The sequence below is a fragment of the Shinella sp. genome (genome assembly GCF_035998705.1).
GTDB lineage: Bacteria > Pseudomonadota > Alphaproteobacteria > Rhizobiales > Rhizobiaceae > Shinella.
The window spans coordinates 207,780-223,306 of sequence record NZ_DASYHH010000010.1; the positions used below are offsets into that span (position 1 = coordinate 207,780).

At 65.3% G+C, this 15,527-nt stretch carries 12 protein-coding genes and 1 pseudogene; 6 read left to right on the forward strand and 7 right to left on the reverse strand.

What is annotated here, in order from left to right:
• Nucleotides 1-13: 13 nt before the first annotated feature.
• Genes VGN93_RS08830 through VGN93_RS08845 form a run of 4 tightly spaced genes read left to right on the forward strand, consistent with a single transcriptional unit; the run spans nt 14 to nt 3,958 of the window.
• A complete protein-coding gene (locus VGN93_RS08830; protein WP_327507175.1) occupies nt 14-1,096 on the forward strand; it encodes an ABC transporter ATP-binding protein in 1,083 nt (360 codons plus the stop codon).
• Between the two features lies 1 nt (nt 1,097).
• Nucleotides 1,098-2,000, forward strand: a complete 903-nt coding sequence (locus VGN93_RS08835) for an ABC transporter permease (RefSeq protein ID WP_327507176.1) — start codon at nt 1,098-1,100, stop codon at nt 1,998-2,000.
• 10 nt (nt 2,001-2,010) lie between these two features.
• Nucleotides 2,011-2,841, forward strand: coding sequence for an ABC transporter permease (locus tag VGN93_RS08840; RefSeq protein WP_327507177.1), 831 nt, complete (start codon nt 2,011-2,013; stop codon nt 2,839-2,841).
• 1 nt (nt 2,842) lies between these two features.
• Nucleotides 2,843-3,958: a P1 family peptidase gene (locus VGN93_RS08845; protein WP_327507178.1), complete on the forward strand. Its 1,116-nt coding sequence runs from the start codon at nt 2,843-2,845 to the stop codon at nt 3,956-3,958.
• A gap of 18 nt (nt 3,959-3,976) precedes the next feature.
• On the opposite strand, the gene VGN93_RS08850 is transcribed toward VGN93_RS08845, so the two are convergent.
• On the reverse strand, nt 3,977-4,342 hold the full coding sequence (locus tag VGN93_RS08850) for a hypothetical protein (RefSeq protein WP_327507179.1): 366 nt from the start codon (nt 4,340-4,342) through the stop codon (nt 3,977-3,979).
• A gap of 67 nt (nt 4,343-4,409) precedes the next feature.
• Nucleotides 4,410-5,822: pseudogene (locus VGN93_RS08855) on the reverse strand (NAD(P)-dependent oxidoreductase); the annotation flags it as partial.
• Between the two features lie 184 nt (nt 5,823-6,006).
• Here VGN93_RS08855 and VGN93_RS08860 point away from each other — a divergent pair.
• On the forward strand, nt 6,007-8,007 hold the full coding sequence (locus VGN93_RS08860) for a CocE/NonD family hydrolase (protein ID WP_327507180.1): 2,001 nt from the start codon (nt 6,007-6,009) through the stop codon (nt 8,005-8,007).
• Nucleotides 8,008-8,019: 12 nt separating this feature from the next.
• Here the strand turns inward: VGN93_RS08860 and VGN93_RS08865 are convergent, their stop codons facing one another.
• From VGN93_RS08865 to VGN93_RS08875, 3 genes are read right to left on the reverse strand one after another with little or no spacing between them, the layout of a single operon-like run.
• Entirely contained in the window at nt 8,020-11,283 is a 3,264-nt protein-coding gene (locus VGN93_RS08865; RefSeq protein ID WP_327507181.1) for an error-prone DNA polymerase, read from the reverse strand.
• Nucleotides 11,280-12,803, reverse strand: a complete 1,524-nt coding sequence (locus tag VGN93_RS08870; protein ID WP_327507182.1) for a DUF6504 family protein — start codon at nt 12,801-12,803, stop codon at nt 11,280-11,282. The genes VGN93_RS08865 and VGN93_RS08870 overlap by 4 nt, the downstream gene beginning before the upstream one ends.
• Nucleotides 12,718-13,479, reverse strand: coding sequence for an ImuA family protein (locus VGN93_RS08875; RefSeq protein ID WP_327507183.1), 762 nt, complete (start codon nt 13,477-13,479; stop codon nt 12,718-12,720). Before VGN93_RS08875 ends, VGN93_RS08870 begins: the two co-directional genes overlap by 86 nt.
• Nucleotides 13,480-13,653: 174 nt before the next feature.
• Between VGN93_RS08875 and VGN93_RS08880 the strand changes: the two genes are divergently transcribed.
• Nucleotides 13,654-13,959: a hypothetical protein gene (locus tag VGN93_RS08880; protein ID WP_319313904.1), complete on the forward strand. Its 306-nt coding sequence runs from the start codon at nt 13,654-13,656 to the stop codon at nt 13,957-13,959.
• Between the two features lie 78 nt (nt 13,960-14,037).
• Here VGN93_RS08880 and VGN93_RS08885 read toward each other — a convergent pair whose 3' ends face one another.
• Both VGN93_RS08885 and VGN93_RS08890 read right to left on the reverse strand, forming a co-directional pair.
• A complete protein-coding gene (locus tag VGN93_RS08885; RefSeq protein WP_319313906.1) occupies nt 14,038-14,364 on the reverse strand; it encodes a hypothetical protein in 327 nt (108 codons plus the stop codon).
• Nucleotides 14,365-14,453: 89 nt separating this feature from the next.
• A complete protein-coding gene (locus VGN93_RS08890) occupies nt 14,454-15,473 on the reverse strand; it encodes a GlxA family transcriptional regulator (protein ID WP_327507184.1) in 1,020 nt (339 codons plus the stop codon).
• Nucleotides 15,474-15,527 lie beyond the last annotated feature (54 nt).

Genomic DNA, 15,527 nt, shown 5'->3' on the forward strand with positions numbered 1-15,527 from the left:
ATGGGGAACGACGATGCGAGATTCCATAGTCCGCCTGGACAAGGCGGCGAAGGCCTTTGCCACGCCCGAAGGCCAGACCGTTACGGCGCTGGACGCGATCGACCTCGAGGTCAGCCGCAACGAATTCCTGACGCTGCTCGGCCCCTCCGGCTGCGGCAAGACCACGCTGCTCCAGGCGATCAGCGGCTTCGTCGAGCTCGATGCCGGACGCATCCTGATCGACGACGAAGACATCACCGACCGGCCGCCCTACCGCCGCCCGGTCAATACGGTGTTCCAGAACTACGCCCTCTTCCCGCATATGACGGTCGGCGAAAACACCGCCTACGCGCTGGAGGTGGCGGGCGTCGCCAGGCCCGAGCGGGCAAAACGGGTCGTCGACGCGTTGCGCATGGTCGGCCTCGAAGGCATGGAGGGCCGCAAGCCGCGCCAGCTTTCCGGCGGCCAGCAGCAGCGCGTGGCGCTCGCCCGCGCCATCATCGCCCGTCCGAAGCTGCTGCTGCTCGACGAACCTCTCTCCGCCCTCGACAAGAACCTGCGCCAAGCCATGCAGATCGAGCTGAAGACGCTCCAGCACGAGCTCGGCATCTCCTTCATCTTCGTGACGCACGACCAGCAGGAGGCACTGACCATGTCGGATCGCGTCGCCGTTCTCTCGGGCGGGCGCATCCAGCAGCTCGATACGCCGCGCGCCATCTACGACCAGCCGAAGAACAGTTTCGTCGCCACCTTCGTCGGCGCCAGCAACCTGTTCGAAGGGCATGTCGATGGCGGCAGGCTCGTCACCGGCGACGGCATCGCTATCACGCATATGCGGCCGGGCTCGACGGGCGCGGCGACGGCACTCATCCGCCCGGAACAATTCTTCATCGCGAGGTCGGGCGACGATGCCCCGAGCCTCGACGTCGACCTCGAACAGATCGTCTTCGTCGGCTCCACCTTCGAGCTGTTCGGCCGCACCGCGACCGGTCGCCGCGTCATCGCCGAAATCCCGGCGACACGCCGCAACCTCATCGGCGAGATCGAACAATCGCGCCGCGCGCGCCTCGCCTACGATCCCGCCGCCGTCCACCTCATCCCGGCGGAGGCTGCCTGACATGTCGTCGATCGCCCTTCGCCGGCGCGCCCAACTCGGCCTGCTTCTCGGGCCGGTCTCGCTGTTTCTCGCTGTGTTCTTCCTCGGCCCGCTCGCCATCATGATCGTGACGAGCTTTCTGGCGCCCGGCCTTTATGGCGGGGTGGAATGGACCTGGTATCCGCACAATTACGGCCGCATCCTCGGTTTCGCCGATCCGATGTTCGAGGATTTCGATCCCGTCTATATCGCGATCTTCCTGCGCTCGTTGAAGATCGCGGCGCTTACCGTCATCGCCACGCTCATCGTCTGCTACCCGGCCGCCTTCTGCATCAGCCGGCTTTCCGAGCGCTGGAAGAACTTTTGCCTGTTCCTCATCACGCTGCCCTTCTTCACCAGCCTGATCGTACGGCTCTTCATCTGGGTGCTGATTCTCCGCCAGACCGGCCTCGTCAATGCGGTGCTGCTCAACACCGGCGTCATCGCCCGCCCGCTGGAGCTGATCTACACGGATGGCGCGATCATCCTCGGCATGGTCTATATCTTCATCCCGTTCATGTTCATGCCGGTCTATGCCAGCGTCGAAAAGCTCGACTGGACGCTGGTGCGCGCCTCGCTCGATCTCGGCGCCGGGCCGATCCGCACCTTCATCCGCATCATCCTGCCGCTGACGGCGCCCGGCATAGCGGGCGGCGCGATCATCGTCTTCATCCCGGCGCTCGGCAATTTCGTCGTGCCGGCCATCCTGGGCGGCGCCAAGGTGATGATGCTCGGCAATCTCATCGAGCAGCAGTTCCTCGCCGCGCGCAACTGGCCCTTCGGTTCGGCGCTCGCCATGATGGTGATGTGCGTGATGCTGGTGCTGCTCTTCGTCTACGTCATCGTGTCCGGCCGCCGCGGCGTCGATGCCGCGACCGGTCGTTGAGGGAGCAGCCATGAAGATCATCGCCTCCCTCGCCCGCGGCAGCCTCATCGGCTACACCGCTTTGTTCTTCGCCTTCATCTACATTCCGCTGGCGCTGATCGCGGTCTATTCGTTCAATTCCAACCCGGTCAACATGATGACCTGGACCGGTTTCACGACCGAATGGTACGCTCAGGTCCTCGGCTTCAAGACGGCGGTTTCGGAAAGCGCGCTCTATATCGAATCGACCGACCAGCTCGTGCAGGCCGTCTGGAACAGCCTGCTGATCGCCGCTTCCACCACGACCATCGCCACCGTGCTCGGCACGGCGATCGCCATCGCGCTCTACCGCTTCGATTTCTTCGGACGGCGTTTCCACCGTGTCGTCATGTTCATGCCGATGCTGATGCCGGATATCGTGCTCGGCATCGCGCTGCTGATCTTCTTCGTCAATGCCGGCGTCAATCTCGGGCTTACGACGATCATCATCGGCCAGTGCACCTTCCTGATCTCCTACGTCTTCATCGTCGTCTCCGCCCGGCTCGCCGGCATGGACCGCACGCTGGAACACGCCTCGGCCGATCTCGGCGCCAACGAGTGGACGACGTTTCGCAGGGTGGTGTTCCCGCAGCTGCTGCCCGGCATCGTCGGCGGCGCGTTGCTCGCCTTCATCATCTCGATGGACGACCTGGTGATCACCTATTTCATCGCCGGCGTCGATGTGACGACCCTGCCGATGTTCATCTTCGCCATGCTTAGGCGCGGCATCAAGCCGGAGATCAACGCCATCGCCGTGATGATGCTGACCTTCTCCTTCGTCGTCGCCTCGCTCGGCCTCTACCTTCGCTCCCGGCAGAAATGACATGACCCAGACAAAACCCCGCGCCCGCGACCTTGGCCTGCCCTTCACCGCCCGCACCGGCCCCTTCAACGCCATCACGGATGTCGAGGGCATCGCCGTCGGCTTCCGCACCATTGTCGAAGAGACCCCGCGTCCCGGCCGCACACTGCCGGTGCGCACCGGCGTCACCGCCATCCTGCCGCATGCGGAAAGCGAAACACCCGTCCCGGTCTATGCCGGCGTGCACCGCTTCAACGGCAATGGGGAGATGACCGGCACGCACTGGATCGAGGACGGCGGCACTTTTTTGGGACCGGTGATGATCACCAACACTCACGGTGTCGGCATCACCCATCACGCGACGACCCGCTGGATGCTGGAGCGCTACGCCTCGACCTACGACGTGGGCGATTTCCTCTGGCTGATGCCCGTCATCGCCGAGACCTATGACGGCGTGCTGAACGACATCAACGGCCTGCCGGTGACGGAAGCGGACGTGCGCGCGGCGCTGGAAAACCTGTCCCGCGGCCCCGTTTCGGAAGGCAATTGCGGCGGCGGCACCGGCATGATCACCTATGGCTTCAAGGGCGGCACCGGCACCACGTCCCGCATCGTCAACGTCGGCGAACGGGACTACACCATCGGCACGCTGGTGCAGGCCAACCACGGTCAGCGCGACTGGCTGACGATCTGCGGCGCACCCGTCGGCAAACACCTGCGGGACAACACGCCGCAAAGCCAGCTCAAGGAGCGCGGCTCGATCATCGTCGTCATCGCCACCGACCTGCCCATGGCGCCGCACCAGCTAAAACGCCTCGCGCGCCGCGCCGCCATCGGCATCGGCCGCAATGGCACGCCGGGCGGCAACAATTCCGGCGACATCTTCCTCGCCTTCTCGAGTGCCAATCCACAGCCGATGGCGCACAAGGCGCCCGCCATGCTCGGGCTGGAGGTGGTCAACGACGAGCATCTCGATCCGGTCTATCTGGCAGCGGTGGAGAGTGTGGAAGAGGCGGTGGTCAACGCCATGCTCGCGGCGGAAGACAGCGGCGGCACCTCGCACGACCGTTTCCGCATCGATGCGATCCGGCACGATGAGCTCATGGCCGTGATGCAGCAATACGGCCGGCACCTTTAGGCGCCGGCCATCTCGGCATCAGTTGGCCGTCCCATCCGGCGTGACGCTCTGGCTGTCGCCACCGGTGCCGGATTGCGAGGTCGGATCACGTTCCGTCGGAACGGTCTCGCCGCCACCCGGAACGGTGTTGTCGATCGTATCCTGCGTCGGCGTGCTGTTCGAGGTGGAGGGCGTCTGCTCGGTATCGACCGTCGGATCGACCCGCTCGCCCCAGATCTCGACGGCACCCCAGACGAGGACGGCGAGCGCAAGGCTGATGCCCAGCACCTTCAGCACCGGCCGGCCGAGATGACCCTGGCGGGTTTCCTGTGCCGCATAGGTCTTGCGGGCGGGATCGTGGGTGCGGGTCAGCGGATCGCCGCGTTCGTCTTGCTGATGGGTCATGGCAGCACTCCCTGATTGTCGCGTCAGGAAAGAAACCTGCGGTGAAGACGAAAGTTCCCGAGGCGCCTTATGCCTCCGCGGGGCCATCCAGCCCCAGCGCCTCAAGGAGCAGGCGCTGGCGCAGCAGCAGGTGCGTCAGCGCGATCACGTCGCCCTTCGCCGGCTGGTGCGTCATGCCCTCGTCGACGGCTTCGACGATCGCCTCGAGCGTATCGGCGATTTCGCGCGATACGCCGTGCAGCTCTGCAAAGCGCCGATCGGCGACCGCCGCCGCAAGCGTCAGCGTCGTGACGCGCCCGATGCCGTGTGGCACCTTCGCGCCGGCGTCCACATAACCATCCGGCAGGCCGCCCTTGAGATTGCTGATCCGGCGATGGCGGATGGCGTCGATGATCTGGTCGACCGCCTGACAGGCCCCGGCGACGCGGGTGGGGTGGTCCGTATCGGCCGCCGCATGCGGCAGCAGTTCGAGTTTTCCGGGGTGGCGGCCAGCGAGCGTGAGATAGGGTAGCATCGGCCCGCTGAGCGCGCCATTTTCCGCATCCTTGAAGAGATCGGCGTCGATGGCCGCGTGGCGCACCTGCCCGGCCGCCAGCGCCCGGTCGAGCGCCCCGGCATCCACCACCTCGCCGCGATCGTAATTGACGACGACCGCGCCGCGGTTCATCGCCGACAGCACGGCCTCGCCGACGATGCCGGCATTGGCATAGGTCCGCGTCACGGCATCGAGCCGGCCGAGGCCGACATGGACGGAGAGCATATCCGCACCCCGCGCCGCCGCGGCCGGTGTCTCCGCATACTCGAAACCTTCCGCCTCGATCCATTGCCGGTGCTTCGCCCGCGCATGGACCACGACATGCATGCCGAAGGCGCGGGCGAGTTTGGCGACCTCGCGGCCGATATTGCCGTAGCCGAGCACTGCCATGCGGCGGCCTTCCAGCTTGCCGGTCGGATAGGACTTGAGGTCGCGGCCGGTATCGAAATCGCCGGCGACGACCCTCTGATGCAGGAGGTCGACCGGCAGGTCCGGCGTGACCTTGAGCACGGCCTTCATCACCATCTGCGCCGTTGCCCGGCTGTTGATGCCGGGCGTGTTCATCAGCGGGGCGACACCGCCGTCTCCATCGCCGCCGCCCCAGGAGGCGGAGCCCATATTGCCGGTGCCGGCGCCGATGCGCACGCCGCCGAGCGGGAACAGGGCCTGCATCGGAATGAAGGTCGCCGCGGCGACCAGCGCGTCATATTGGCCATGGGCGGTCTGCGCGAGGATGTCGTCCTTGGCGCTCAGGTCCGGCTGGTAGAAGAAATGGATGCCGGGCGGCAGCACCCCGCCCGCATGGGGGCCATCATGGAACGTGCCGCCCTGCGCCTCGATATGGGCCTGCACTTCGCTGTGATCGGGCCGGCCATTCGCATCGAAGCGCAGGCCGATCAGGTCGGCGATCAGGATTCGATAGGCGCGCTCGGGGTCGTCCAGCCGCGTCCGGTCTTCAAAAGCCGTGTGTCGATCCTGCATGGCGCCCCTCCTGCTCGTCCCCCATTTTTCGTAGGCGAGTTTTTCCGGGTCGGCAAGCGCCAAGACAAAAGCGACATGCAAGGTCAAAACAACCATATTGCCCGCCCCGCGCCTCGCCGCCATAAAGAGGCGCACGAGAGGATTTCCCATGACAGACCGCGCCTTCACCACGATCGAGAACCAGTGGATCATGCTTGCCGACGGCACCACGCTCGCCGCCCGCATCTGGATGCCCGACGGCGCGGAACAGGACCCCGTGCCCGCCGTCTTCGAATTCCTGCCCTACCGGAAGGGCGACGGCACCAGCCCGCGCGATGAATCGACCTATCCCGTCTTCGCCGCCGCCGGCATTGCGGGCGTGCGCGTCGATATCCGCGGCTCGGGCGAATCCGACGGCGTCATCGATGGCGAATATACCGAACTCGAACTGGCCAATGCCTGCGAACTCATCGCCTGGATCGCCGCGCAGCCCTGGTCGAACGGTGCCGTCGGCATGATGGGCATCTCCTGGGGCGGCTTCAACTGCCTGCAAGTCGCCGCGCTGAAACCGCCGGCGCTGAAGGCCGTCATCTCCATCGCCTCCACCGTCGACCGTTACAACGACGACATCCATTACAAGAACGGCACGCATCTCTCCGCCCAGCTCTCCTGGGCCGCCACCATGCTTGCCTACCAGTCGCGTTCGCCCGATCCCACGATCGTCGGCGAACGCTGGAGGGACATGTGGCTGGAGCGGCTTGAAAACGAGCCCTTCTTCCTGGAGGAATGGCTGCAACACCAGCGCCGCGACGCCTTCTGGAAACACGGCTCGATATGCGAGGATTTCGCCGGCTTCCCCGTACCAGCACTCATCATTGCCGGCTGGGCGGACGGCTATCGCAGCACGCCGCTGAAGGCCGTCGAAGGTCTTGGCGACAAGGCGAAAGCGCTTGTCGGCCCGTGGGTGCACAAATACCCGCATTTCGCCTGGCCCAAGCCGCGCATGGATTTCCATGCCGAGGCGATCGCCTGGTGGAACCGTTGGCTGCGCGGGGAGGAGAACGGTGCGGAGAACACACCGCAGGTGCGCGCTTATATCCAGGACGCCGCCCGCCCCGCGTCGCGCCGCGAAGCCGATCCCGGCTTCTGGATCGCCAAGGACAGTTGGGAGGCGCCGGACATGGCGACCTTCTATGTCGAGCAATACGGCACGCTTGCGCCCGGCATGCCGATTGCGGGCGCCGTCGGCCATGACCGCTTTCTGAAGTCGCCGCTCGACACCGGCACCATGGCCGGCGAGTGGTTCACGCTGAAGCCGGATGCGGAAATGGCGCTCGACCAGCGGCTCGACGACGCCGGTTCGCTCATCATCGAGACGCTGCCGCTTGCGCAGCCCCAGGATTTCCTCGGCCAGCCGGTGCTGGAGCTCGACATCGCGACGGAGGCCGACATTGCCAATCTCTGCGCACGCCTCGTCGATGTGCATCCGGACGGCACGGCGACGCGCGTCACCTTCGGCGTCGTGAACCTTGCGCATCGGGGCGGCAATGCCGCGCCGGAGGCCATGCCGCGCGGCGAAAAAACCCGCATCCGCCTCGTGCTCGACGCGATGGGCTATCGTTTTCGCGCCAGCCATCGCATCCGCCTGTCGCTCTCGACATCCTACTGGCCGATGGTGCTGCCGCCGCCGACGGATGCCGGCGTGACGATCGATCTCGCCTCGCTCGGTCTTGCCCTGCCGAAACTCGGCGCGCACCAGGTCATCGCGCTCCCGGAGCCGGAAAACCCCGATCCCCTGCCGAAATACACCGAGCTTGCACCCGGCGAAACGGCGCGCGGCGTCGAGCGCGACCTGACGAACGGCCTTACCGAATATTCGATCTACGAGGACACCGGCCTCTACGAGCATCCAGGCAGCGGGCTCGCCACGCGGCAGGTGCGCGACGAACTCTGGTCGATCGCCGAAAACGATCCGCTCTCGATGACGGGCACCTCGGTCTGGACCTGCGACATGCAGCGCCCCGGCTGGTTCGTGCGCACGGTCTCGACCGCGACCATCGCCTGCACCACGACGGACTGGCTGATCTCCGCCAACGTCCGCGCCTTCGAGGGCGAGGCGAAGATTTTCGAGAAATCGTTCGAAAAGGCGATCCCCCGCGACTTCATGTGATCTTCGAGCCAATCAGTGGAAGTCGCGGGATTTGACGCGGATTTCATCGATATGGCCGTAACCGTCGAAGAGGTTTCGCGGTTTTGCGAGTTTTGGCGCGCCACGCGGATCGTGTGGCGGGCTGCCGTGATGGAATTCGTCGCCGCGCCCATGCGGCAGCGGAAATGGCCCGTCGCGGCGGCCGACGCTGGCGAGCATGCCGGAAAGGTCCGTCAACTGCTGCGCGACGACATGCACCACTTCCCCCTCCCGCTGGATATAGCCCTTCACGCCGAGCATGGAGGCGCCCATCACGACCTTGCGATAGGCGATAAAAACCTTTCTCCAGACGACGAGGTTGGCAATGCCCGTCTCGTCTTCGATCGTCACGAAGATCACGCCCTTGGCCGAGCCCGGCCGTTGGCGCACGAGGATCACGCCCGCCGTCTCGACCGGCTTCCGGTCGCGCAGGTTCGTCGCCACATGGCAGGAGAGGATTCTCTGGCGTTGCAGATCTTCCCGCAGGAAGCTGACGGGATGGGCGCGAAGTGTCAGCCCGACATGGCCATAATCCTCGACGACCTCGTTGCCGGCCGTCATGGGACGAAGCGCAACGGCCGGTTCGTCAAACTCCGGAATGACCGTTTCCTCCCGTCTGGCGGCCGCCGTGAAGAGCGGTAGCGGTTCATCGCGCAGCGCACGGATCGCCCAAAGTGCCTCTCTCCGCGCTAGCCCCAGCGACGGCCGGAACGTATCCGCCTCCGCGAGTTCAACAAGGGACGCTACCGGCAGCTCGGCGCGACGCCAGAGATCGTCGATCGAGACAAATGGCTCTTCCTCCCGCTCGGCAAAGAAGCAGCTCAGTTCCTTGTTGCTCAACCCCTTGATCATTCTGAGGCCAAGCCGCACCGCAAAGCGCTCCTTGTCCTCCGTCGGTTCCAGCGTGCAATCCCACCGGCTTGCATTGATGCAGACCGGCCGCACCTCCACCCCGTGCTGCTGCGCATCGCGCACGATCTGTGCCGGCGCGTAGAAGCCCATGGGTTGCGAATTGAGCAGCGCTGCGCAGAAAATGTCCGGGTGATGGCATTTCATCCAGGCGGAGGCATAGGCGATGATGGCGAAGCTGTAGGCGTGGCTTTCGGGAAAGCCGTAGGAGCCGAAGCCTTCGAGCTGGCGGCACATGCGTTCGGCGAATTCGGGGGCATAGTCGCGCGCTATCATGCCATCCAACAGCTCTTTGCGGAATTTGTCGATACCGCCCGTATGCTTGAAGGTCGCCATCGCGCGCCTGAGCTGATCTGCGCGGCTTGCGGTGAACCCTGCGCACTCGATGGCAACCTGCATGGCCTGCTCCTGAAACAGGGGGACGCCGAGCGTTTTTTTTAGCACCTTCTCGAATGCCGGCTTGGGGTAGTGGACCTTTTCCAATCCCTGCCGGCGCCGCAAATAGGGATGCACCATGTCACCCTGTATCGGGCCGGGTCGGACGATCGCTACTTGAATTACGATGTCATAGAATATTTTGGGCTTGAGCCGCGGAAGCATCGACATCTGCGCACGGCTCTCGATCTGGAAGGTGCCGAGCGTGTCCGCTTTGGAAATCATCGCATAGGTTTCCTCGTCGTCTTGCGGAATGTTGGCGAGTGTACAGCGCTTTTCCTTATGCTCTTTCAGAAAGTCGAACGCGCGCCGCATGCAGGTCAGCATGCCGAGCGCCAGCACATCGACCTTCATGAAATTGAGGGACTCGATGTCGTCCTTGTCCCATTCGATGACTTGCCGGTTGTCCATAGCGGCCGGCTCGATGGGCACGAGATCGTCGAGCCGGTCGCGCGTCAATACGAATCCCCCGGGATGCTGCGAGAGATGACGGGGCACGCCCGTCAATTGGCGGGAAAGCTCAACGAGCAGCCGCAGGCGCCGGTCGTCGACATTAAAGCCGATGCCTTCGATTTCTCCTTTCGGGATATCGTTCGACCAGCCCCAGACTTGGGACGACAGCGCCTTCAGCATATCCTCCGGCATGCCGAGTGCACGTCCGACTTCGCGCATGGCGCCGCGCGAGCGATAGCGGATGACCGTCGCACAAAGTGCGGCCCGATCTTCCCCATAGGTCTTGTATACCCATTGGATGACCTCCTCCCGCCGCTCATGTTCGAAATCGACGTCGATATCGGGCGGCTCGCCGCGCTGCTCGGAGACGAAACGCTCGAAGAGCAAGCCGTTCTTCATGGGGTCTATGGCCGTGATGCCGAGGACGAAACAGACGGCGCTGTTGGCGGCAGAACCACGACCCTGGCACAGGATATCAATCGACCGGGCATAACGGACGATCGAGTTCACCGTCAGGAAATAAGGCGCATATTTCATCCGTTCGATGAGATCGAGTTCGTAATTCAGCTTGTCGCGAACCATGTCCGGAACGCCATCCGGATACTTCTCGGCCGCCCCCTCCCACGTATATTTCGCCAGCGCCTCCTGCGGCGTGAGATGCGCATATTCTTTCTCGTCCGGATACTGATACTGCAATTCGTCGAGCGAGAAACTGCACCGCTTGACGATCTCCAACGTCCGCTGAAGCGCCTCCGGATAGCGGGGAAAGAGCCGGTGCATTTCTTCCGGCGGTTTCAGGTAACGGTCGGCGTGGCGTTCGCGCAGGAAACCGGCATTGTCGATGACGACGTTGTGGCGGATGCAGGTGACGATATCCTGGAGCATGCGCCGGCCGGGCTCGTGGTAGAGCACGTCATTGGTGACGACGGTGGGGACGCGGTTTTGCGTGGCGACGTTGGAGAGGTCGAAGAGCCGCAGCTGATCGTTCGGGCGGCGGCGGAGTGTGAGGGCCAGGTAGCAGCGACCGCGGAAGGTTTCGCGCAGGCGACGCAGATGAAAGGCGGTGGTCTCGTCGGCTTCGTCGGGTACCAGCACGGCGAGCAACCCCTCGTTCCATTCCACGACATCCGACCAGTCGAGATGGCATTTACCCTTGCCGGCCCTCTTCTTTCCGATGGTGAGCAGGCGGCAGAGGCGGGCATAGGCTTGGCGGTCGGTCGGGTAGACGATGAGCGACATGCCGTCGACGAGGTCGAGGCGGCAACCGACGACGAGGCGCACGCCCGTCTCCTTCGCCGCCCGGTGCGCCTGCACGATACCGGCGAGGCTGTTGCGATCGACGACGGCGAGGGCGTCGATACCGAGCGCCCGGGCGGTCAGGAAGAGTTCGTCGCTGCTGCTGGCCCCGCGCAGGAACGAAAAGTGCGAGGTGACCTGGAGTTCGGCGTAGCGCGGCTTCATGCGAAAATCCCGTGCAGGAACCAGCGGCCGCCGCCGGCTGCCACCTGCTGTTCATTACCCGAACGGAAGAGCCAGAAGCGTTCGCCGGCGGCGTCCTCGACCTGGAAATAGTCGCGCACGGCGGCAAGTTCGGCGTCGCGCTTCCACCATTCGCCGAAGATGCGCTCTGGGCCGTCGGCGCGCTTCACCAGCCGGCGCTCGCCGCGCCAGGTGAAGGAGGCGGGCGGGTGGTCGGGCAGCAGCGCCATGACGTCGATCGGCTCGGGCCGGGCAAGCAGACGTGCCGGGCGCGGCCAGCGGCCCTGCCAGGTCGTGCCGACATCGGGTGAGAGCGGCGGAATGCGGCGGAAGCAGCGTTCGGGAACGTCGCTTTCGACGGGGGCGATGCGGTAGAGGCGTGTGGCCCCGATGCGGTTGGCGATCACGTCGACGAGACCGGCAATGTCGGCCTGTTCCTCCTCGATCAGGGAGGAGACGGCCTGTTGCAGGACGAGCGGTTCGGCAAGCGTGGCGGTCAGGTCCATGATCTCGATGCCGAAACCGGGGTCGATCGTCTCGATCCGGTCCGAGAGGAGCCGGGTGAGGCGTTCTTCGTCGCGAACGGCGCGTGCCGTACCGACGCGGATCGCCTGGAGCGAGTTGTCGACGCGGTGGAAGAGCAAATCGAGCCGGCGGGCGCCGAGGCCGCGTTTTTCCAGCGCATGGCAGAGATCGTGCACGAGGCCCTTCGTGTAGCGCGCGATGGTTTCGGGCGCGCCGATCGGCTCGCCGAAAACCTTTCGCACCGTCACGACCTCCGGATCGCGCAGCGGATCGACGGGCTCGGAGATCGTGCCCTGGATCTGGTCGAGCCTGCGGCCGAGGAGCGGGCCGAAGCGCAGCACGAGCGGCGCGCGGGGCACGGCCAGCACGTCGCCTATAGTGGCAAAGCCGAGTACGCGCAGGCCCGTGATGGTTTCCGTCGGTATCCTGAGCCCGTGGATCGGCAGCGATGATACCGTTTTGCCCGCCATGCCGGGCGCAATGACGCGCACGGGATCGGCGAGGAAACGGGCGGCGGCATGCGCCGCACCCCAGCTATCGGCCACCGCCGCGCGCGAAAAAATGCCGGAGGCGGCGAGGCGGTTGACAAGGCCGGTCAGCATGCGCTCCTCGCCGCCGTGCAGGTGGTCGGCGCCGGTCGTGTCGATGACCAGGCCATCCGGCGGGTCGGGCGCGACGATCGGCGCATAGTGCTGCAAGGCCCAGAGCGACAGGCGCTCCAGCGCTGCCGCATCCGCCGCGGGATCGGCGGGCATGGTCATCACCTCGGGCACCAGCGCATGAGCCTTGGTGAGCGGCATACCGACGTGCAGGCCTGCCTGTTCGGCAGGCTTGCTCACGGCGGTCAGGATGCGGCGCGAGCCCTCACGGCCGACGAGCACGAGCCGCTTGTCAGGCGGAGGCGCCGAGGCGCCGAGCGCCCGTCTCAGGCGATCGATCGGCCAGCCGGGAAGAAAAAGCGATACGACCCTCGGCATCGGGTGCCTCCACGTCAAAGTCTGCCGCCTCGCCGGCCCGGCAGCGCACGAGTTGCAAAAGCCATTGCGCCCGGCCGATGCCGGGCACGGGAAGGGTGACGGATGGCCGGACGGACACCCGCCAGCGCGTGACGGCGGCGGATGGTTGGGCAAAGGCATTCGCCTCCGCCCGGTGCTTGAAACGGCGCAGCGCAATGCCGAGCGTCCCGCCGGCCTCTGCCGCCAGTTGCAGGCGCCGCGAGGCGGTCATCGGCAGCCTTGCGACCTCCGCCACCACCGCGCCGAGCCCGCCATGGCGAAGTCCCTCCTCGAAACAGAGGAGCAGGCTTTTTTCATCGCCCGCCTCCACATAGATCACGCGGCCGGGGGCAAGCCCTGCCTGCGCCAGCGCCGGCGCGAAGAGATCGGGCCGCGTCAGGACCCAGAGCACCTGTCCCTTGGTGCGCGCCGCGATGCCGGCGGCAAAGAGCATGGCGGCCGCGCCCTCGACCGCATCGTTGCCGCCGCCGCAGACCTCGTGCAGGCTGGCAAGCGCCAGCCCGCCGCCGGGCAGCCGGTCGTCGATGTCAGGCACGCCGAAGGGCAGCACCGCCCGGTCGCGCGCGGTGCGGCCATCGAACTGCCGGATGCGGTCGCGCAGGTCGGCGACAACGGCATGGGCGGCGGAGACGGACATCGGCGTTGCGGCTCCCGGGTTGGAGAAGATTTGTTCTTTATTTGTTCTCAAAGTGCGCGAGAGTCAATCACTGAGTCGCATGGCAAAGATCACAGTTTGAATCATCGGCGGGAACCAACGGGCGCGGCGGTCGTTCTTGCTTATGCCATTCCATCAAATCCAGGAGACATGTCCATGGCTGACGAAAAGAGCACCGGCAAACGCACGCTCGGTGTCGTTGAAAGTGGCGATAGCATTTCGGAGGAAGCCCGTGCGGCTGCTGCGGAAGCCACCGTCACCGAACAGATCGAGGCGCTGAAGACGGAGATCAGCCGGTTGAAGGAATCCGCTGGGCTGATTGCAGAAGGCACCGGCCAGCTTGCCGTCGCCAAGGCGGAATCTTTGCGAGAGGATGTTCGACAGACGATCCAGGCCAATCCGATTGCCACGCTCGCCGGGGCCGCCTTCATCGGCTACCTCTTCGGCCTGCGCCACCGGTAAATCCATGAGCGGAGGCAATGATTTGCCTTCGTTTGTTGACGCGCATGAAAAAGCCCGGCAATGCCGGGCTTTTCCAGTTCAGAACCAGCGCTGATGGCGCCGCGGCGGCTCGCTTTCAAGGGAGCCGAGCAGATAGCCGATGACGACACCGGCAAGGCCGGCCGTCAGCACGACGGTGGAGAGTGCGGCCGGATGCTCGCGCGCGGCCTGGGCCACGGCAGCGCCTTCGTTGCGCACATATTTCGTTGCCGAACGGACGGCCGGGCGAGCAGCCTCGACGGCATTGCCGGCGCGATCACGGATCGTCTCGTAGGCTTCACTGCCCCGTTCGCCGAGGTCCTTCTGAAGCGAGGCGATTTCTGCGCGAAGAGCGGAAATCTGGGATTGAACGTCGTTGCTTGCCATTACGGTCTCCTTGTCAGCAATGGAGACGGAACGGCTGGCGGGCGGCTTGGTTCCAAGCGGCCGGAAAAGTTGGCCTTCAGCTTGCCCCGTCAGCTCGCTTGGCGGCGGCCGTCGCGGCGGATCTGCGAGGGCGTATCGCCGAAGGCGGCGCGGAAGCGGCGGGTGAAGTGCGACAGGCTCTCGAAGCCGGTTTCGAGCGCGATCTCGATCAGCGGCTTGTTGGTGCGCACCACCATGTTGAGCGCCGCCGCCATGCGGATCTTCATGTAGATCGCGCTCGGCGAGGCGCCCATGTCGCTTTCGAACAGGCGTTCGAGCTGGCGGCGGGAGACGTTCGTCATGGTGGCGATGCTGTCGATCGACAGCAGGTCTTCCGTGTGCTGTTCCATCATCATGATGGCGAGGTGCACGCGGCGGTCGCGCGCTTGGAGGCCGAGCGGATTGCGCGGCTGGAGGTCGGTCGCATCGCGCCGGTGGCGGATCTGCAGGATTTCCAGCGCATTGCGCTCGGCCGCCTCACCGACATGGTGGCGGACCAGCGTTGCCGCGAGATCGGCGACGCTGCTGCCGCCGGCGCAGGTGGCGACCCTGCCGTCGAAGCGGAAGATCTGCTCCGACGTCGCCTCGATATCGGGAAAGCGGCCGCGGAATTCGCGGTGGTGCAGCCAGCTGACACAGGCCGTGTGCCCCTTGAGCAGGCCGGCTTCGGCGAGGATGAAGCTGCCGGTACACAGGCCGATCAGCCCGACGCCGGCATTCGCCGCCTTGCGCAGATAGGCGAGCGCATAGCTGTCGATCGGTTCGTCGACCTTCAGGAGGCCGCCGACGACGGCGATATAATCGAAACAGGAGGGATCGGCGAAGGGCGCGGTGGGTGCCACCTGGATGCCGCTCGAAGAGGAGATGAAATTGCGCGTGCTGCTGAGCACGTCCCAGTCGCAATTGACGCGCCGGGAGCGATCCTCGCTGTCGCTGGCCAGCCGCAGCGTATCGACGAACAGCGCGAAGGCGGAAAGGGTAAAGCTCTTCGACAGGATGAAGCCGACGCGCAACGCCTTGGGGCTCGCGGCCCCGCTCACATCCTTCGACGTCCGAACATCCACCGCCATCCAGATCTCCCAGACCGTTTTGCCGGACATGATCGTCGCGGGCAGGCACGGCTT